The following is a 13780-nucleotide window of genomic DNA, read 5'->3' on the forward strand; positions in this document are numbered from 1 at the left end:
ACGATGTGTTCAGGCGCAAATCCGGCCTGATCAGTGTTGTTCTTTGAGGAAGCACGCGACCGCCTGGCGGTCGTCGGCGGAAGCGAGGCCCATGTAGGGCATGTAGGTGCCCGGCACGAAAGCCTGGGGCTGGGTGATCAATTGCGTGATGTTCTCGGCCTGCCAGTCGACGTCTTTGTCGCGCATGGCCTGGGAGTAGCTGAAACCCACCAGCGAGCCGGACTTGCGCCCATACACACCGAACAGGTTCGGCCCCATCATGCCGGTCGTGCCCTTGGTCACCGCGTGGCAGACGCTGCACTCAGTGGCAAACACTTCGGCACCACGGCGCGTGTCCGGTGCGCACTCGGCGGCGGACACCGCCTGAACCAGGGTGAAAGACAGCAAACCGATCACGGGCAAACGCAGCGAAGTGAACATAGGAAAACGACCTTGAAAATCCACGCGCCCGCCAGCAGGCGAACGCCAACACTAAAAATGCCGAAGCAACGGTGCTTCGGCAGGTTGGTAGGGATTGTCGGTGGTCGCCGGCACGCAGGTTTTGCCCTGCGTGCCAGTTGTATTGGCCGGGCTGCCAAACCGGACAATCTGGCATGCACAACCAACTAATTGGCAAACAGGGAAAAGGGCAAACAATAGCCGCGCCTTAGTATCCGGACAGACCGCAAACCTGCGCTCAAGAACAAGAACGGATGCCACACCATGCTCAAGTCCCCCTTGCTTCGTCTCTCGACGCTCGCGCTGATGATCAGTGCCGGCAATGCCGGTGCCTATGAACTCTACGCCGATGACGACAGCCATCTGAACGCTACCCTCGAAGCCGTGTTCGGCATTTTCCACAGCCAGGAAAACTACGCCCTGTCCGGTCGCCTGAATGAAGGCAGCTCGTCGTGGCGCGAGGGCTACATCAAATACGGCTTGAGCTTCGATCAAGGCCTGGGCGGTGTGGGCACCGCGTACGGCGCGGCGAACATGCTCAGCTCTGGCACCTGGGGCGATGGCGATGCGGCGGGCTTCTCCGATGGTTCGGAACGCACCACCAAGTTCGAAGACGCCTACCTCGGCTGGCGCTCGGCCGATCTGTTCGGCGCGCTGGGCAGTGACGGCGTCGACCTGTCCTTCGGTCGCCAGAACATTGTGGTCGGTGACGGTTTCCTGATCGACGGCGACGCGTTGAACATGGGCAAAGGCCTGGCCGACGGCGAATTCAACCGCGGCGGCGCCTACTACCTGGCTGCACGCAAGGCCTTCGACGAAACCGCCGTATTGCGTCTGGGTGGCAAGGAAGGCTGGCGCAGCGACCTGATGTGGCTCAAATCCGACAACCGCGCCCAGGCCAAGACCGAAATGTACGTCGGCACCCTGGAGCACGTGGCCGAGGCCGGCACGGTCGGCCTGACCTTCATCAAGACCACCGATATCGATGAACAGTACGCCTCGCCGATCCAGCTCGAACGCGACGGCATGAAGACCTACAGCCTGCGTGCGGCGGGCAACGCCGGGGTGAAAGACCTGTTCCTGTCCGGTGAATACGCCAAGCAGGACAAACCCAACACCTCCAGCGAAGACGCCTGGTACCTGGAAGCCGGCTGGACCTTCTCCGACGCGGTCTGGACGCCTAGCGCCAGCTACCGCTACAGCCGCTTCTCGGAAGGCTACGACACCCTGTTCTACGGTTTCAGCCGTGGCTACGGCACCTGGTTCCAGGGTGAAGTGGCGGGCAACTACGCCGGGCCGTTCAACAGCAACTCGCGCATCCAGAACGTCACGCTGAAAGTCTCGCCGCTGGAGAACCTCACCGTCGGCGCGATGTACTTCAACTTCGACACCATCGACCGCAACCTGGGCAACACCGATGGCCACGAAGTCGACCTGTACGCCGAATGGCACGTCAACGACCACCTGACCGTGATGCCACTGGTGGGCATCTACCAACCGGACAAGAGCGCCGAAGACGGTGGTACCCAACTGGGTAACAACGACAAGAACGTCTACGCCCAGGTGGTGTTCGCCACCGGCTTCTAATCTCGGTCGCGGGCAGTGGCCACGCCATTGCCCGCGTGGAAAAAGGTATTTCCAATGCACAGAACATTCCTGACGATCCAGAGCAAGATCGCCCTGCTCGCCGGTCTCTGTCTGCTGTTGGTCGTCGGCTTGTTGATGGGTTTGTCGCTCTATCAGACCCACAAGAGCAGCCGGCAAGTGACCGAGGCCAGCGGCGAGATGCTCGCCAATGCGGCCAGGGAACACATGCAGGCCCTGGGCAAAGTACAGGCCATGCAAGTGCAACGCACCTTCATGCAGACCCACGAATATGGCCAGGGGTTATCGCGCTACTTGTTGTACCTGCGACAGTTGCAGCATCAGGGCAGCCTGACTCGCCCGCAACTGCGCCAGGAACTCAGCACCCAGCTTCACCAAGCCTTGATCGACAAGCCCGACCTGCTCGGGCTTTATGTCATTTTCGAACCCGGTGGACTCGACGGTGCCGACGCCGACTTCGCCGGCCAGGCCGCCTTGGGCAGCAACGAAACCGGCCGCTTTGCGCTCTATTGGGTGCAGAGCAAACCCGGCGAGCTGCAAGCGGTCATCGGCGACGAAGGCCTGCTTGCCAACACCGAGCCGGGGCCGAGCGGCGCACCGTACAACGCCTTCTACACCTGTGCCCGCGACACCGGCCAGGCCTGTGTGCTGGAACCCTATTTCGACGAGGCCTCCGGCAGCCGCAAACTGGTGACCAGTGTTGCCTTCCCGCTGCTGGAAAACGGCAAGGTCATTGCCGTGGTGGGACTGGATATCAACCTCGCCGCCTTGCAACACAACAGCGAAGCCAGCGCCCGTGAACTGTTCGATGGCAACGGCCAGATCAGCATCGTCAGCCCCCATGGGGTGATTTCTGCCAACAGCCAGGACGTCGGTCGCCTCGGTCAGCCGATGGACAATGCCGATGTGATGGACAGCCTGCGTCAGGGCCAGCCCAAAGTGTTTGTCGACGCCCGGCAAATCAAGGTGCTTGAACCGCTCTCACCGATTGCCGGTGCCGCGCCATGGGGCGTGTTGGTCGGCGTGCCGCAGAACGTGTTGCTGGCACCGGTCACTACGTTGCAGAAAGAACTCGATGCCCAGGGCGTGCAAAGCACTGCGCTTGAACTGCTGCTCGGTGGCGGCTCGGCCCTGCTCGGCCTGTTGTTGATCTGGTACACCGCGCAACGCATCACCCGGCCACTGCAAGCGCTGACCCGGGTCATGGAGGATATTTCCCTGGGCGACGGCGACCTGACCCGTCGCCTGCAAGTGCAATCGCGAGATGAAATCGGCCAACTGGCGACCGCCTTCAACCGCTTTGTCGAGCGCATCCACCATTCGATCCGCGAGGTGTCATCGGCGGCGTTGGGGGTGAACGAAGGCGCTCGGCGGGTACTGGATGCTTCAAACTCGTCGATGAGCAATTTCGACGATCAATCCACCCGCACCAACAGCGTGGCGGCGGCAATCAACCAGTTGGGCGCGGCCGCGCAGGAGATCGCCCATAACGCCTCCGATGCCTCGCAACAGGCTTCGTCCGCACGGCAGCAAGCCGAGGATGGACGCCAGGTGGTGCAGCGCACGATCGAGGTGATGAACGAACTGTCCGGCAAGATCAGTGCATCGTGCGCCAACATCGAAGTGCTCAACGACAAGACCGTGAACATCGGGCAGATCCTCGAAGTGATCAAGGGCATCTCCCAACAGACCAACCTGCTGGCGCTCAACGCAGCGATTGAAGCGGCGCGGGCGGGTGAAGCGGGTCGTGGGTTTGCGGTGGTGGCGGACGAAGTGCGCAGCTTGGCCGGACGCACCCAGGCCTCGGCGCTGGAGATCCAGCAGATGATCGAAGAGCTGCAAGTGGGCGCGCGGGAATCGGTCACCACCATGACCGTGAGCCAGCGCCACAGCGAAGAAAGCGTCACCATCGCCAACCTCGCCGGCTCCCGCCTGGGCAGCGTGACCCAGCGCATCGGCGAGATCGACAACGTCAACCAGTCCGTCGCCGCCGCCACCGAAGAACAGACCGCGGTGGTCGAGGCCCTGAATGTCGATATCACCCAGATCAACACCCTGAACCGGCAAGGCGTGGAGAATTTGCAATCGACATTGAGGGCTTGTACCGAGCTGGAGCAGCAGGCGGCGCGGTTGAATCAGTTGGTGGGGAGTTTTCGGATTTGAGATTTTGGTTGCCTGATATGCCGCCATCGCGAGCAAGCTCGCTCCCACACTGGATTTTTGCCATACACAAACTTTGTGGTCACCCGAAATCCCTGTGGGAGTGAGCTTGCTCGCGATGAGGCCACCACATCCAACACCATCGTTGACTGACACTCCGCCATCGCGAGCAAGCTCGCTCCCACAGAGATCAAGGCAAGCCCGCACAAATCTGGCACCCACAACCAACCACATGGCATGCGCGCAAACATGTCGCCGCGCCCCCCGGGCGTAGTATCGAACCCGACCTCAGGGGCACAACCCGCTCCTGGGCGCCCTGCAATGCAACGCTGAACCCCTCCATTTCTCACTAAAACAATAATTCGGCCTTCGGGTCGCGGGAGACTTCTGTGCTTAAGAAAAGTGTGCTGGGCTGGCCAAAGATTGCCGGCCTTGGAATTGCGTTGGTGGTGGCCGGGCAGTTTTCCGGCTGGAACTTCGGGCTGGCGGCCGGTGGCTGGCTGAACATGCTGATCGCTACGTTGTTGATGGCCCTGCTCTGCGGCGGCCTGGCGTTGTGCGTGGCGGAAATGTCCACCGCGCTGCCCAGCGCTGGCGGTGTATTCGTCTATGCGCAAAGTGCGTTCGGGCCGTTCGTGGGTTACCTCGTTGGCGTGGCCTGTGCCCTGGCTTTGACCATCGGCACCGGTGCAGCCGCGACCTTTATCTGCGCCTATACCGAATCAATTTTCGGCCTCGGTGGCTGGCCGGTGAAGATTGCCCTGTTCACGGTGATCATCGGCATCCACATGCGGGGTGTCGGCGAAGCCATGGGCCTGACGTTCATTGCCGGCGTGATCGCCGTCATCGCCCTGCTCACTTTTGGCGTGGCCATGGCGCCCCATGTCGAGTTGGCCAATTTGCTGAAGTTGCCCGCCAGCGTCGCAACACCAGTCAGCCTTGGCGGTATCTTCGCCTGCGTGCCATTCGCCATCTGGCTGTTCATCACCGTTGAGCAAACCGGCTCGGCCGCCGAGGAGGCGCACAATCCCGGTCGCACCATGCCCCGCGGCATTCTGGCGGCCATTGGCACGTTGCTGGTGACCGCGCTGGTGGTGCTGGTATGCGCACCGGGTGCCGGTGGTGTCGAGCTCGTCGGTTCGGCAGGTGATCCGCTGTATGCCGCGATGTCCAGCAACAGCGCCTTCGGTGAAGGTTCATGGCTGGCCAGGGTGATTGGCTGCGGCGCGGTGTTCGGCCTGATCGCTACCTTCTTTTCCCTGGTGTATGCCGCGTCCCGGCAACTGTTCGCCATGGCCCGCGACGGCTTGTTCCCGCAATGGCTGGGCAAGACCGGCAAGCGCGGCACGCCCTACCCGGCATTGTTGCTGATCGGTTCCATCGGCCTGCCGCTGTCCGAAGTGGACCCGGCCACGGTGATGCTCGCGGTCGTGTTGCTGCTCAACGTTTGCTACCTGTTCATTTTCGGCGCGTACCTGCACATCAAACGCAACCAACCGGACCTGCCACGGCCGTTCACCCTGGTCGGCGGCAAACTGGTTGCCTGGCTCGGTCTGGCCCTGACGCTGGTGGTGATCGCCGCCTGCTTCCAGCTCGACATGCTGATGCTGATCGCCCTGGCGGTGACCTTCACCCTGTGCATTTTCAATTACCTGTTGCGCAACCGTCGCGCCACCGTCATCGAGGTTCCAGACCATGCCTGAAGACACTCTGCTGCAACGCCGCCATCGCGTGCTCGGCAGCGCCTCGCCGCTGTTCTACGACAAGCCCTTGCATCTGGTGCGTGGCGAAGGCGTCTGGCTGTTCGACGTCGACGGTCGCCGCTACCTCGACGTCTACAACAACGTTCCCTGCGTCGGTCACTGCAACCCCCATGTGACCGAGGCCATGCACCGCCAGGCCACCACGCTGAACATCCACACCCGCTACCTGGATGAACACGTGGTGCGCTACGCCGAGCGCCTGACCGCGACCTTCGCCGCGCCGCTGGACACCGCCATGTTCACCTGCACCGGCAGCGAGGCCAATGAACTGGCGCTGCGCCTGGCGCGGTTCGCCAGTGGCGGCACCGGCATCATCGTCAGCGACTACAACTACCACGGCAACTCGGCATCGCTGGCCGAAGTCACCACTGCCCTGCCCTCGCCGGAACCCTTCGCCGCCCATGCCCGGGCCGTGCCGATTCCGTGCCTGTACCACGCACCGGCCGGCACCACCGAAGCGCAACTGGCCGAGCAGTACGCCGCCAACATCGCGGCGGCGATTGCCTCGATGCAAGCCCAGGGCATTCGCCCCGCCGCGCTGCTGATCGACACCCTGTTCGCCAACGAAGGGCTGCCACGGGTACCGGCCAGCTTCGTCAACAAGGCGGCAGCGCTGATCCGTGCAGCAGGCGGATTGTTCATCGCCGATGAAGTGCAGTCCGGTTTCGGTCGTACCGGCGATCACCTGTGGGGCCATCAGGCCCACGGCGTGGCGCCGGATATCGTCACCCTTGGTAAACCGATGGGTAACGGCTATCCACTCGCCGGGTTGATCACCCACAAGGTGCTGGTCGAATCCTTCGGTCGCCACGCCATGTACTTCAACACCTTCGGCGGCTCGCCGGTCGCGGCAGCGGTTGGCATGGCGGTGCTGGATGTGATCGAAGAACAGCAACTGCTGAAAAACGCACAAAACGTCGGTGCCTATGTGCAACAACGCCTGCAGGTGTTGGCCGGCAAGCACTCGATCATCGGCGACGTGCGCGGCAAGGGTCTGTTCTTCGCCATGGAGCTGGTACGTGACCACGCCAGCAAGGAACCGGCTGGACTGGAGGCGCGCAAGGTGGTCAACGACATGCGCGAGAACGGCGTGCTGATCAGCAAGATCGGCGCTGGCGACAACATTCTCAAGCTGCGCCCGCCGCTGGTATTCAGCCGCGACCACGCTGACTTGTTCGTCGACACACTGGACAGCGCCCTGAGCGCGATTTGAGGCCCTGCCATGACTGAATTCCACACCCTGCCCCATGACCAGCAAGTAACCCGTCTGCACGAACTGGCGCGCCATGCCCTGCAACAGTGGGAAGGCGAATTCGCCGACATTGAACTGGTGAAGTTTCGCGAGAACGCAGTGTTCTCGGCCCGCCGCCACGACGGTCAGCGCGTCGCCCTGCGCATCCATCGCAATGGTTATCACTGCGAGGCCGCACTGCGTTCCGAGCTGCAATGGATGGAAGCCCTGGCCAGCGCAGGTATTACCGTGCCGCAGATTATCCGCGCACAGAATGAAAGCCATCTGATCGAAGTCACCCACCAGGCCATCGGCGAGGCGCGTCACATCGACATGCTCGCCTGGCTGCCCGGTGCCACCGCCGGTACTTCCGAGGCGGGTGTGCAGGCCGATACGGAGATCGATTTCCTGTTCAATGAGGCGGGGGCGATTGCCGCGCGTATCCACCTGCATTCGGCGGATTGGCAGCAACCGGACGAGTTTGTCCGGCATGCCTGGGATGAAGAAGGCCTGATCGGCGCCAATCCGTTCTGGGGGCGTTTCTGGGAGCTGGAGCAGCTCAGCGACGAGCAACGGGATCTGCTGCAACAGGCCCGGCGTACGGCGCGCAAGGACTTGCGCCAGTACGGTCGGCACCTGGGCAACTTCGGCATGATTCACGCGGATCTGGTGCCAGAGAACCTGCTGATCGAGGGCCCGCAACTGCGCCTGATCGACTTCGACGATGCGGGGTTCGGCTGGCACATGTTCGAGTTGGCCACTGCCTTGTACTTCTGCCTGGATGACCCGCGCTTTGATCTGATCAAGGCGGCGCTGCTCTACGGCTACAACGCGGTCAAGCCGCTGACCGAGGCGGATCGCAAGACACTGGCGTTGTTCCTGATGCTGCGTGGCACCACGTACCTGGGCTGGGTTCACACCCGCCAGGGCACGCCGACAGCAATTGAAATGGCGCCGATGCTGATTGAGCGGGCTTGCTTGTTGGCTCGGGAGTATTTGCAGGCCTGATACATCGAAATCGCGAGCAGGTCGGATCGCCGCACCGTCGCTCCCACACTGGATTTCAGTGAACTCAGAACTTGTGTTCGACGACGATCCACTGTGGGAGCGAGCTTGCTCGCGATGGGGTCATCACATCCAGCATCATTGCTGACAGATACTCCGCTATCGCGAGCAAGCTCGCTCCCACAGTGTTTAGTGGTTAACCGGGCCGATCGACCTGATCCAGCGCCCGATTCACCGCCAACTCCCCCAGCATGATGACTTGCGCGATGCCCAGCAGGGTGTTGCGGTGCGTGCCTTCCAGAAAACCCGCCAGGTCATTGGCCATGACACTCGCCGAGGCCAGCGATTCGCAGGCGTGGGCCAGCAGGGTTTCGGTGTTGATGTCGGGGTTGATGGTGAAGAGTGTGGAGGGTTTGTGCGGGCTGGCCATGATGTGAGCGGCCGGGTTGGGGCAAGAGTCGGTATTCGGTGGATCAGGGGTAACCTTCAACATCCTTCGGTCTCCAGAACTGGAGCCGTCACCGATTCGCTGCTAAACGAGGGGTGGCGGCTGTACGCAGGTTAGCAGACCGGGGAGACGCGAAACCGGCGCGCCCGAGGGCGCCCTGCGCACAGCTGCCATCAAGTGCAGGGATGGGGAATACCTGACTGTCTGGACTGCCAATGCGTCTCATGTCACCACGGGCTGCTAAACCCGATCACTGGGAATCAGTGACGCGGACCAAGTTACCGATGGCCTCCAGGGCGCACAAGCCGGCGGATTCTGGCTTAGCTGTAGGCAATGACGCAAGGCGTTGTGGCTTGCAGGAAGTTACTCCTACAGCCGTTAAACATGCATTCCAAACTGGCACCGCCATCGCGAGCAAGCTCGCTCCCACAGTTGATCTCAGTCGTACACAAACTTTGTGTTCACTACAGATTCCTGTGGGAGCGAGCTTGCTCGCGAAGAACGATAACGCGGTCTCAATCAAGCCGCGCTGGCATGCTCAACGCGATGAAACAACCGGTTGAAATACACCAGGCTGTCGCGTGGCTCGCGCACGCCCACCTTCGTCAGTTCCACGAACATCACCGAATGCGACCCCACTTCCTTGCACTCGCTGATACGCCCTTCGAGCTGCACTAGGGCATCGCGCAGTACCGGCACATCGGCGGCGCCGTCGTCCCACAGATCCCAGGCAAAACGCTCGGCCATCGGCACCTGGGTCATGCCGGCGAAATGACGGGCCAGTTCTTCCTGCTCGCCACACAGCACGTTGACGCACAGATGGCCGTTGGTGCGGAACACGTCGTGGGTGGCGCTGTTGCGGTTGACGCACACCAGCACGGTGGGTGGCGAGTCGGTCACCGAGCACACGGCGCTGGCGGTGATGCCGCAACGACCGCCAGGGCCGTTGGTGGTGATGATGTTCACCGCGGCAGGCAGCTGCGCCATGGCGTTGCGAAAGTCGATTTGCTGCTGGCTCAAGTCGGCCATGTCGATGCCCCTTCCTTCAGGAGGACCGCTATCTGGCGGCCCGTAGGTGATGGAACAAGACTAAGGCTGCGGGCGCGCCGCAACCATTCTGACGATCCCCATGGTGGGGTTGGGTTTCCGCTAGTCGACTAGGTGGTTTCTTTATCGCAAGGGCCGGCCACAGTGGGTATTCTGCATACAGGCTCCAGAACGATGAGCCGATGCGTGCCGCGCGTTCGCGTGCGAAAACAATAATTAGAAAACTTTCGTGGCAGCCCCGATGGAAATCCGAAAACCGATTGTTTATATCGTTGACGACGACAAGGACCTGCGAACCTCACTGGCCTGGTTGCTGGAGTCGGTGAGCGTGCAGGCGCAGTGCTTTGCCGGCGCCGAAGAGTTCCTCAGCCAGTACGACCCCAAGCAGCCCGCCTGCCTGGTGCTCGACGTGCGCATGCCGGAGACCAGCGGTTTCCAGTTGCAGGAAATCCTCAACCAGCGCGGCAGCACCCTGCCGACCATTTTCGTCTCGGCCCATGGCGATATTCCGATGTCGGTCACGGCGATGAAGAACGGCGCGCTGGATTTCGTCGAGAAGCCCTACAACCCGCAGCAGATGATCGACCGCATCCAGGCCGCGCTGAAGACCGCCGTACACGCCCAGGCCGATCAGCAGCAGCGTCAGAACCTGCAAGGCAAACTGGCACTGCTGACCAGCCGTGAGCGGGAAGTGTTGATGCTGGTGATCGATGGCAAGGCCAGCAAGGTGATTGCCCGGGAGCTGAACATCAGCGTGAAGACCGTTGATGTGCACCGCACCAAGATCAAGGAAAAGATGGGTGTGTCCAGCATCGCCATGCTGGTGCGCGAGGTGCTGCATTTACCGGTGGATGAGCCGGTGCGGCACTGAGTGATTTGCAGCGGTCATGAGGCCGCCATCGCGAGCAAGCTCGCTCCCACAAGTTGATCTCTGTCGTACACAAACTTCGTGTTCACTGAAGATCCACTGTGGGAGCGAGCTTGCTCGCGATGGGGCCGGCACATCCAACATCGCTGGCGACTGACATACCGCTTTCGCGAGTAGGCTCGCTCCCACAGGTTGATCCCGGTCGTACACAGACTTTGTGTTCACCGCAGATCCACTGTGGGAGCGAGCTTGCTCGCGATGGGGCCAGCCCATTCAAGATCGAATTCAGCAGCTATAGCGCTTGCGATAAGCACCCGGCGACACGCCAAAACGTGATTTGAAGGCCGACGAGAAGTAGCTCGAATCCGAGAAGCCCCAGGCATAACACAGTGCCGATAGCTTCTGCTCGACATCGGCGCGGCGCAGGTTTTCGGCGCAGAAGTCCAGGCGGCGGTGCTTGATGTATTGCGCCACCACCAGGCCGCGCTTGGAGAACATCCGGTACAGGCCGCGCACGGAAATCCCCACTTCACGGGCGATCAGCTCGGGGCACAGTTCTTCGTCGCTGAGGTGGGCGTCGATGAAGGCGATGATCTTGCGGAACTGCCGCTCATGGGCGTCTGCACCGCCGTCCCGGGCGCTGATGCCCGGCAGCAACAGGCTGGCCAGGGCATCGAGCACGGCCTCGCTTTCCTGCATGTCCAGCCCTTCCTGCTGGCGGGTGTCCAGCACCAGCTTGTTGGCCATCGCCGCCAGGGGGCTGCCGGCCGCGATGCGCGTGGCGCAGTTGACGGCATTGAAGTGCGAACCCCGCTCGACCACCTGGCGCGGAAGAATCAGCGACAGCTGTCGGCAATCGTCGTTGTAGATCATGTCGCTCGGACGGCTGGCGTCGATCAGGGCGATGTCGCCACAGCCCAGTTGCGCGCGGTTGTCGCCCTGCTCCAGTTGCGAGCTGCCGCGCATCTGGAACACCGCGTAGTAGTGGCCGTCGCAGCTGGTGCTGACGTCCTTGCTGGTGCGGTACAAATGCACGTGCGCCATGTCGACCACACTCAGGTTGATCGCACCGCTGCGAAATTCCGCCAGTTCGCCGTAGAAATCGGTGTCCAGCGCCCGGGCATCGAAACGCCCACAGGCCTGGTTCACTTGGCTCAACCAACTTTCGAACGCCTCGTTGCGCACCGTCGATGCTGTAATCATGTCCGCAAAGCCTCACGTTTTTGTTGTTATTTTTCGACCGCTTCATCGAGCGGTTCGTCAAAACGGTTATTTCTGTAGCCATCTCCTCCTTCGACGGCCGCCGGGCGCCCATTCAACAGGCTCCGGCCCAAGCTTTCCAGTCGACCTACGGGTTAAATGTCCAATACCAGACGAGCGGAAAGCGCCCGTGATACACACGCGCAAATCTGCTTGTTGGACGCCTTTTCCTTGTTCGACAGGCAGTTGTCGCGGTGCTCCGGCACGCCGTCCAGTACCTCGACGATGCAGGTGCCGCAGATGCCTTCGCGGCACTCGGTGTCGATGTCGCAACCGTGGGCCTGCAACACGTCGACCAGGCTGGCGTTGGCCGGCACCTGCAGCACCACGCCGGAACTGGCCAGCTCCACTTCGAACGTGCCGGCCGGAGCGCTGTTGGCGGCCGGGTCTGCGGCAAAGTGTTCAAGGTGAATCGAATCGTCAGAGCGACTGCGGGACGCCACTTCCACCACTTTGTTCATGAAAGGTGCCGGGCCGCAGGTATAGACGTGAGCGGCGCTGCCGGCACGCGCCAGGCATTCGCTCAACGCGCCGTCCAGATCCGCCGGCTCTACGCCGTAATGAAATTCCACGTGGGCGGCGAACTTCGTCGCCAACAGCTCTGTAAACGCCGCGTACTGCGCCGAACGGGCGAAGTAATGCAAACGATACGGCTGGCCGCTTTCCGCCAGTCGATAAGCCATGCTCAACAGCGGCGTCACGCCGATACCGGCGGCGAACAGCACGTGTTCGCGGGCACTGTCATCGAGACGGAACAGGTTGCGCGGCGCGCCCATTTCCAACTCCATGCCCTCTTCCACTTGCTCGTGCAGCGCCAGCGAACCACCGCGCGACTGCGCTTCTTTCTTCACCGCCACCAGATACGCACGGCGATCCTGCGGCGGGCTGCACAGCGAATACTGACGGGTCACCCCGGTCGGCCCGGTCAGGTCGACGTGGGCACCCGGTTCATAGGTGTCGAGCGGCTGGCCGTCACTGCGCACGAGGCGAAAGGAACGGATATCCAGCGCTTCGTCGACGATCCTTTCGATCTTCACCTTCATCATTGCATCACCTGAATACTGTTGTTTTGGTTTACTGCACCTTGTAGGAGCGAGCCTGCTCGCGATGAACCTGAGAACAACACGGGGTGTCAGGTTTCCAGCGTCATCGTTGACGATCATCGCGAGTGAGCTCGCTCCTACAGGGTGGGGGCATTTTTCTGCAGCTCAGCGCATGAACAGGCCGCCGTTGATGTCCAGGCACGCTCCGGTTACGGAGGTGGCGTGATCGGCGATCAACAGCAACACGCTGTCGGCGATGAACGTTGGGTCACCGAGGGTGCCGGCCGGGATCATTTTCAGGATCTGTTCCAGACGCTCCGGAGCCACGGTTTCGCGTACCACCGGCAAGTCCAGCGGACCTGGCGAGATGCTGTTGACCGTCACGCCCTGGGGCGCCAGTTCACGGGCGAAGACTTTGGTCAGGGTCGCCACGCCGCCCTTGGCCGCCGCGTAATGCGCGCCGGTGGCGGTGCCGCCGTTCTGCCCGGCCAGGGACGCAATGTTGACGATGCGACCGAAGCCGCGCTCGGCAAAGTGCGCGCCGAATACCTGGCAGGCCACGAAGGTGCCCCGCAGGTTGATCGCCATCGACTCGTCGAATTCTTCTGGTGTGATGTCCATCAGCGCGGCGACTTTCGACACACCGGCGTTGTTCACCAGAATGTCGGTGCCGCCCCAGCGCTCGGCGAGCACATCGCGGGCACGTTGAAAGTCGGCCTTGCTGCGCACATCCAGCTCAATGGCCACGGCGCTGGCGCCGCTGCCATCGAGTTCCAAAGCCAGTCGCTGCACGCCATCGAGGCGCACATCCGCCAGGCCGACGCGATAACCGGCTGCGTGCAGACGGCGGGCGATGCATTCGCCCAGTCCGCGCGAGGCACCCGTTACGAGGGCTACTCGACTCATGATGTT

The 13780-nt window shown here is 62.0% G+C and carries 11 protein-coding genes and 2 pseudogenes; 7 read left to right on the forward strand and 6 right to left on the reverse strand.

The window, feature by feature from the left end; all coding sequences use genetic code 11:
* Positions 1-30: 30 nt before the first annotated feature.
* Positions 31-420: a c-type cytochrome gene (locus AC1RP7_RS02510; protein ID WP_218498369.1), complete on the reverse strand. Its 390-nt coding sequence runs from the start codon at positions 418-420 to the stop codon at positions 31-33.
* Positions 421-702: 282 nt separating this feature from the next.
* Between AC1RP7_RS02510 and AC1RP7_RS02515 the strand changes: the two genes are divergently transcribed.
* The 6 genes and pseudogenes from AC1RP7_RS02515 (at position 703) to AC1RP7_RS02540 (ending at position 8205) form a co-directional block, all read left to right on the forward strand.
* Positions 703-2025 carry an alginate export family protein gene (locus AC1RP7_RS02515; RefSeq protein ID WP_057715399.1) on the forward strand — a complete coding sequence of 441 codons (1323 nt, stop codon included), beginning with the start codon at positions 703-705 and terminating at the stop codon, positions 2023-2025.
* 273 nt (positions 2026-2298) lie between these two features.
* Positions 2299-2805, forward strand: a pseudogene (locus AC1RP7_RS02520) (cache domain-containing protein); the annotation flags it as partial.
* Positions 2806-3174: 369 nt separating this feature from the next.
* Positions 3175-4206: pseudogene (locus AC1RP7_RS02525) on the forward strand (methyl-accepting chemotaxis protein); the annotation flags it as partial.
* Positions 4207-4592: 386 nt separating this feature from the next.
* Positions 4593-5906, forward strand: coding sequence for an amino acid permease (locus AC1RP7_RS02530; protein ID WP_493182425.1), 1314 nt, complete (start codon positions 4593-4595; stop codon positions 5904-5906).
* Complete coding sequence (locus AC1RP7_RS02535) at positions 5899-7179, forward strand: aspartate aminotransferase family protein (protein ID WP_493182427.1); 1281 nt, start codon at positions 5899-5901, stop codon at positions 7177-7179. Before AC1RP7_RS02530 ends, AC1RP7_RS02535 begins: the two co-directional genes overlap by 8 nt.
* A gap of 9 nt (positions 7180-7188) precedes the next feature.
* Complete coding sequence (locus AC1RP7_RS02540) at positions 7189-8205, forward strand: phosphotransferase enzyme family protein (RefSeq protein ID WP_493182429.1); 1017 nt, start codon at positions 7189-7191, stop codon at positions 8203-8205.
* A 193-nt stretch (positions 8206-8398) separates the two neighbouring features.
* Here AC1RP7_RS02540 and AC1RP7_RS02545 read toward each other — a convergent pair whose 3' ends face one another.
* A complete protein-coding gene (locus AC1RP7_RS02545) occupies positions 8399-8695 on the reverse strand; it encodes a DUF6124 family protein (RefSeq protein ID WP_493182431.1) in 297 nt (98 codons plus the stop codon).
* A gap of 474 nt (positions 8696-9169) precedes the next feature.
* A complete protein-coding gene (gene hpaC, locus AC1RP7_RS02550) occupies positions 9170-9679 on the reverse strand; it encodes a 4-hydroxyphenylacetate 3-monooxygenase, reductase component (protein ID WP_057715405.1) in 510 nt (169 codons plus the stop codon).
* 259 nt (positions 9680-9938) lie between these two features.
* On the opposite strand from hpaC, the gene AC1RP7_RS02555 reads away from it, so the two are divergent.
* On the forward strand, positions 9939-10568 hold the full coding sequence (locus AC1RP7_RS02555; RefSeq protein WP_053161157.1) for a response regulator transcription factor: 630 nt from the start codon (positions 9939-9941) through the stop codon (positions 10566-10568).
* Positions 10569-10850: 282 nt separating this feature from the next.
* On the opposite strand, the gene feaR is transcribed toward AC1RP7_RS02555, so the two are convergent.
* The 3 genes from feaR to AC1RP7_RS02570 all read right to left on the reverse strand — a co-directional run bounded on the left by feaR (position 10851) and on the right by AC1RP7_RS02570 (position 13774).
* Positions 10851-11768 (reverse strand): transcriptional regulator FeaR, encoded by a 918-nt coding sequence (gene feaR / locus AC1RP7_RS02560; protein WP_340315639.1) that lies wholly within the window; start codon positions 11766-11768, stop codon positions 10851-10853.
* Between the two features lie 152 nt (positions 11769-11920).
* Positions 11921-12871 (reverse strand): PDR/VanB family oxidoreductase, encoded by a 951-nt coding sequence (locus AC1RP7_RS02565; protein WP_090454804.1) that lies wholly within the window; start codon positions 12869-12871, stop codon positions 11921-11923.
* Positions 12872-13033: 162 nt separating this feature from the next.
* On the reverse strand, positions 13034-13774 hold the full coding sequence (locus AC1RP7_RS02570; RefSeq protein WP_407516072.1) for an SDR family NAD(P)-dependent oxidoreductase: 741 nt from the start codon (positions 13772-13774) through the stop codon (positions 13034-13036).
* Between the last annotated feature and the right edge of the window lie 6 nt (positions 13775-13780).

The sequence above is a fragment of the Pseudomonas sp. GW822-FHT01E03 genome (genome assembly GCF_058802985.1).